7 protein-coding genes are annotated in these 5,452 nt (G+C 70.8%); 3 read left to right on the top strand and 4 right to left on the bottom strand.

What is annotated here, in order from left to right:
* A partial coding sequence (locus NL1_RS35510; RefSeq protein ID WP_162272802.1) for a response regulator transcription factor occupies nt 1–496 on the top strand: 496 nt, incomplete at its 5' end.
* Between the two features lie 130 nt (nt 497–626).
* Here NL1_RS35510 and NL1_RS35515 read toward each other — a convergent pair.
* On the bottom strand, nt 627–1,217 hold the full coding sequence (locus NL1_RS35515) for a TetR family transcriptional regulator (RefSeq protein ID WP_067849248.1): 591 nt from the start codon (nt 1,215–1,217) through the stop codon (nt 627–629).
* Nucleotides 1,218–1,260: 43 nt separating this feature from the next.
* Between NL1_RS35515 and NL1_RS35520 the strand changes: the two genes are divergently transcribed.
* Nucleotides 1,261–2,157 (top strand): SDR family NAD(P)-dependent oxidoreductase, encoded by an 897-nt coding sequence (locus tag NL1_RS35520; protein WP_067849251.1) that lies wholly within the window; start codon nt 1,261–1,263, stop codon nt 2,155–2,157.
* A gap of 59 nt (nt 2,158–2,216) precedes the next feature.
* Here the strand turns inward: NL1_RS35520 and NL1_RS38025 are convergent, their stop codons facing one another.
* The 3 genes from NL1_RS38025 to NL1_RS35530 all read right to left on the bottom strand — a co-directional run bounded on the left by NL1_RS38025 (nt 2,217) and on the right by NL1_RS35530 (nt 4,726).
* On the bottom strand, nt 2,217–2,375 hold the full coding sequence (locus NL1_RS38025) for a type II toxin-antitoxin system antitoxin (RefSeq protein WP_156095204.1): 159 nt from the start codon (nt 2,373–2,375) through the stop codon (nt 2,217–2,219).
* A 9-nt stretch (nt 2,376–2,384) separates the two neighbouring features.
* Nucleotides 2,385–3,269, bottom strand: coding sequence for an SPFH domain-containing protein (locus NL1_RS35525; RefSeq protein WP_067849254.1), 885 nt, complete (start codon nt 3,267–3,269; stop codon nt 2,385–2,387).
* Nucleotides 3,270–3,352: 83 nt separating this feature from the next.
* Nucleotides 3,353–4,726, bottom strand: coding sequence for an FAD-binding oxidoreductase (locus NL1_RS35530; protein WP_067849257.1), 1,374 nt, complete (start codon nt 4,724–4,726; stop codon nt 3,353–3,355).
* A gap of 71 nt (nt 4,727–4,797) precedes the next feature.
* On the opposite strand from NL1_RS35530, the gene NL1_RS35535 reads away from it, so the two are divergent.
* The coding region (locus tag NL1_RS35535) for a LysR family transcriptional regulator (protein ID WP_067849260.1) at nt 4,798–5,452 on the top strand (655 nt) is incomplete at its 3' end.

Genomic DNA, 5,452 nt, shown 5'->3' on the forward strand with positions numbered 1-5,452 from the left:
CGAACCCGCGGTCGTCGTCCTCGGGCCGGACCTGCGGATGCGCGGCCAGACCCCGGCCGCCGCGGCGGCGCTGCTCCGGCTGAATCCACCGCAGGAGGCCATGCCGCCGATCCCGAACTCGGTCTACAACGTGGGCGCCGCGCTGCTGGCCGCCGAGTACGGCACCCCGGTCGGTCCACCGTGGTCGCGCATCCACCTCGGCGGCACCCGCTGGCTCACCGTGAAGGCAGACCGGCTCGGCGCCGAGGACATCGCGGTCTCGCTGGCACCGAGCACCCCCGTGGAGCGACTGGATCTGTTCGGGCGGGCGCACGCGCTCTCGGCCCGCGAGACCCAAGTGCTCGGCCTGCTCGCAGGCGGGCTCGAATCACGCCGCATGGCACAGGATTTGGCGCTCTCCGAGCACGCGGTCAACGATCACGTGAAGGCGATACTCGCGAAATGCGGGGTGCGCACCCGGCACGGTCTGCTGTCGCGGGCGCTCGGGATCACCTGACCCCGCCGTAACGAACGCGCTCGGCCTCGGCGGAAGCCGAGGCGGTCAGCGTTCGGCGCGGGTTATCCAGGCGATGAGGTCGTTCTTCGCCCGCCTCGCGCTGGCCGGGCTGGGAGACGCAGCCGGTCATTCAGTCGCGGCCGGCGGCGCCGAGTTCGGTGACCAACGCGGTGCGAGCCGCGGTGACGTGGTCGGCGAGCTCGCCGCCGGTGCGCAGCCAGATCTCGTAGCCCGCGAAGAAGCAGGACATACCGACCTTGGCCCACAGCAGCGGGCGCACATCCGCGGCGGGGTCGACGCCCATCTGGTCGGCGAGGTGGACGGTGAGCAGTGCTTCGATGGCGCCGCGCTTGGCGAGATCGCGGGCTTGCAGTGCCGGGTTGGCGGCGATCAGCGCGTCGCGGGTGCGCAATTCGTCGAGCCGGTCGGCGAAGTGCGCCACCATCGGTCCGATGACGGCCGCCAGCGTCGCCTCCGGGTCCTCCCCCGCCGGGCGCTCGGTGAGCAGCCTGGTGAGTTCGGCGCGGTGCTCGTCGTCCTCGGCGAAGAGCAGTTCGTCCTTGCTGCTGTAGTACCGGTGCAAGGTCCGGGTGCCCACCTCGGCCGCGGCGGCGATATCGGCGATGGTCACCGCCTCGAACCCGCGCTCGGCGAACAACCGCAGCGCCGCATCCGCGATCGCGCGCCGGGTGCGTTCCTTCTTCCGATCCCGCAACGACATGGAAGCATTGTCACGCATGGCAGAAAGTGGCACACTGTGCCATATGACAACAAGTGACAGAACAGTGGTGATCACCGGCGGCACAAGCGGACTCGGTCGCGAATGCGCCAGGGAGCTGGCCGCCGATCCGCACTGGACCGTCGTCGTGACCGGCCGGGACGCGGTGCGCGCCGAGCGGGAAGCCGCCGAAATCGGTGCCCGCGGCATGGCCTTGGATCTGGGCTCGCTCGCCTCGGTACAGGACTTCGCGACCGAACTACGCGCGGCGGACCTACCCCCGCTGCGCGGCCTGGTCTGCAATGCCGGACTGCAATTCACCCGCCGCGCCTACACGGCCGACGGCGTCGAGGCCACCTTCGGCGTCAATCACCTCGGCCACCTCGCCCTGGTGCAGGCGCTGCGCGCCGATCTGGTCGCGCCGGCGCGGATCGTGTTCGTCACCTCGGGAACGCACGACCCGCGCCGCTTCACCGGCATGCCGCATCCGCTCTCCGCGACGGCACGCGAACTCGCCCACCCGCCCGCCGCGACGGAACCGGCGCACCGCGAGGGCCGCCGCCGCTACAGCACCTCGAAGCTGGCCAATCTGCAGACCGCCTACGAGCTGGCGCGCAGGCTCGGCGACGAGGGCGTCACGGTGAACGCCTTCGACCCCGGCCTGATGCCGGGCACCGGATTGGCCAGGGACGCAAGCCGGTTCGCGCAGGCGCTGTGGGGCTCGGTGGCCAAGGCCCTGGTGCTGCTGCCCGGCGTCAACACCCCCGCCCGGTCCGGCGCGGATCTCGCCCGCCTGATCACCGACTCGGCCCTGGCCGCGACCACCGGCCGCCATTTCGTCGGCCGCGCCGATCGTCCGTCCTCCGCGGCTTCCTACGATCGCGAGACCCAGCGGGCGCTCTACGACGACAGCGTGCGCCTGATCGCCGAACTCGCGCACTGACCGTTCGCCCACGCCGAAAGCAGCGCCTCCGTAACGGAAGGCGCTGCATTGCTTTCGGCTCACTTGGGCTTCGGTTTGCGGCCCGCCTGTTCGAGCGCAAGGCGCAAGGCGTACTCGATCTGAGCGTTGATGCTGCGCAGGTCGTCGGCCGCCCACTTGGCCAGGGCCTCGTGGACGGCCGGGTCGAGGCGCAGCAGAAGCTTCTTGCGTTCGACCATGAGCCCGGCTCAGCTGTAGAGCGTTCCGGCGTTGACCACGGGCTGGGTCGCGCGATCGCCGCACAACACCACGAGCAGATTGGACACCATCGCGGCCCGGCGTTCCTCGTCGAGTTCGACGACGCCCTGCTCGGTCAGGCGATCCAGCGCCAGGCTCACCATGCCGACGGCACCCTCCACGATGCGCGTGCGCGCGGCCACCACCTGCGCGGCCTGCTGACGGACCAGCATGGCCTGGGCGATCTCCGGCGCGTAGGCGAGGTGGGTGATCCTGGCCTCGAGCACCTCGATGCCCGCCATCTCGGTGCGTTCCCGCAGCTCGACGGTCAGTTCCTCGGCGACCTCGGCGCCGTCGCGCAGGCTGGTGCGTTCGGTGTCGTGCGCGTCGTAGGGGTGCGTGGTGGCCAGGTGCCGCACCGCGGCCTCGGACTGGGTCTCCACGTACTCCTCGTAATCGTCGACGGCGAACGCGGCCTTGAAGCTGTCCACCACCCGGTAGACGACCACCGCCGCGATCTCCACCGGATTGCCGTCGGCGTCGTTGACCTTCAGCTTCTGCGTCTCGAAGTTGCGCACCCGCAGCGAGATGCTCTTGCGGTCGGTCAGCGGCACCACCGAGAAGAAGCCGGGCTCGCTCACCGAACCGATGTAGCGGCCGAAGAACTGCACCACCTTGGCCTCGTTCGGGTTGACGATCACCAACCCGGTGGCCAGCAGCGCCAGCACCACCACGACCACGGTCGCCGCGATCGCCGCGATCAGCGCGGGCACGTTCCCGCCCTTGGCTGCCGCGACGTACCCCAGAACGGCCGCGCCGCCGAAGAAAAGGGTCAGCACCAACCAGGACAACAGCACCAGAAAGCCGTTGACGTGGAATGCGGGCCTGAGTTTCATGACATCCTCCCGGTATCAGAGTGATATCACCAAGATAGCACGCAAGCGCCCGCCTGCCTATCGCCGACGGGCGCACCGCACGCTCAGGCCGCGGGCCGGATGTTGCGGTTGAAGCGGAACATGTTGTGCGGGTCGTACTTCGCCTTCAGCGCCGCGAGCTTCGCGTAGGTGTCCGGCGCGTATCCCGCGCGGGTCTGCGCGTCGTCCACCCCGTCGCCCGCGCCGTAGAGGAAGGCCAGGCTGTGCCCGATCGTCCACGGCGCCAGCACTTCCCGGATCGCGTCGTGCTCGCCGGGCACCGCGGCACCCGCGCCGGGAGCGGGCATGGTGATCACGCGGACCACGTACGCGGCCTCGCGCCGGTCGACGGCGACACTGTCGGAGCCCGGCTTGGCGAGCGCGCCGCCGAGGTGGCGGATGTCGACCACGGCATCGATCGCACCGCCGGGACCGGTGGCGGCGGTCAGCGCCGCCAGGGCCTCTTCGGTGAGCTCGCCGAGCACGGCATTGGTCGCGGCATAGGCGTGCGGGCGATCCGGATCGTTGTGGATGGTGTGCGATTCGGTGTAGGGCAGCTCGCGCAGATCGTCGCGCAGCCGCGCCCCGGCCGCGCGCAGCGGCGCGACCAGGCGTTCACCCTCGGCGGCCGGGCCGTCGAACGCGATACGAATCGAGGCCACGTAACGGCCGCGCAAACCCTCGGGAACCTGCGGGATGTCGGGGTAGGTCAGCGTGGCGACGGTCGAGGTCAGCTGATCGGGCACCGTCGCGGTCCACTGCCGCCAGGCCTCCACCGCGGCGACGGCCAGCGGCGTGTCGAACACCAGCTGCCCGCCGTAGACCGTCCGCACCGGAACCAGGTCTATTTCCAGCGCCGTCACCACGCCGAAGTTCCCGCCGCTGCCCAGCACCGCGCCGAACAGTTCGTCGCCGGGACGCAGCGTGCGCATCCGGCCGTCCGCGGTGACCAGTTCGATCATCCGCACATGATCGGCCGCGTAACCGAATTCCCTTGCCAGCAAACCGAGTCCGCCGCCGAGCGTGTAGCCGACCACGCCGACCGAGGGCGAGGAGCCGTTGAGCGGGGCCAGCCCGAACTCCGCCACCGCCTCGACGAGCGCGCCCGCCCGCACCCCCGCGGCGACCCGCGCGGTCCTCGCCTCGGGATCGATGCGGATGCTCGTCATCCGCGCCGTGCCGATCAACACCCCGCCCTCGGCGGCCACCGAGAGTCCGTGCCCAGTCGCCTGCACGGCGACCGGGAGTCCGTGGCGCGCGGCGTATTCCACTGCGGCGCGGACATCCTCGGCGTGCGCGGCGGCGACCACGAGCGCGGGCCGATGGGTGTAGGCGGTCTGGAATCCGGCGATCTCCGCCTGGTAGCCGGGCTCGCCCGGCCGGAACACCTGCCCGGTGAAGACGGGGAAATCGGTGCTCTGCGTCGCGTTGTCTGTCATGGCTTCGACGATGCTCGCCGTCGAGCAAGAAGTACAACAGATGGTTTCTATCGATACTAGAATCATCAGTTATGGAACTGCGCCACCTGCGCTACTTCGTCGCCGTGGCGGAAGAAGCCAACTTCACCCGCGCCGCAGCGCGCCTGCACCTGGCCCAGCCGGGACTCAGCGCCCAGATCCGGCAATTCGAACGGGAACTCGGCCAGCCGCTGCTGGACCGTGGCGGGCGCACGGTAACGCTCACCGAGGTCGGCGCGGCCGTATTGCCGCACGCCAAGGCGGCCTTGGCCGCGGCCCAGCGCATCGCGGACACGGTGGACGAGTTCACCGGCCTGCTGCGCGGTCAGGTGCGCGTCGGACTCATCTCCGGGGCCGCCCCCGAGGAATTCGACGTCGCGGCGGTCCTCGCCGGTTTCCACGACGACCACCCGGAGGTCGGCATCAGCCTGACCGAGGACACCTCCGAACGCATGCTCGCCGCCCTCGGCCGCGGCGAACTCGACATCGCCCTGGTCGGCCTGAGCGGCGCGGGCCTCGATCCCGGGCTCGGCAAGCAGGTGGTGCTGGACACCGCGGTGGTCGCCGCGGTCGCCGCCGACGACCGATCCCACGGGGCGAGCATCCCGCTCGCCGCGCTGCGCGACCAGCCGGTGATCTGCCTGCCCCCGGGCACCGGCCTGCGCGGCGTCTTCGAACGCGCCTGCGCCGCGGCCGGATTCGAGCCGC

The sequence above is a fragment of the Nocardia lijiangensis NBRC 108240 genome (genome assembly GCF_001613045.1).
Lineage (GTDB): Bacteria > Actinomycetota > Actinomycetes > Mycobacteriales > Mycobacteriaceae > Nocardia > Nocardia lijiangensis.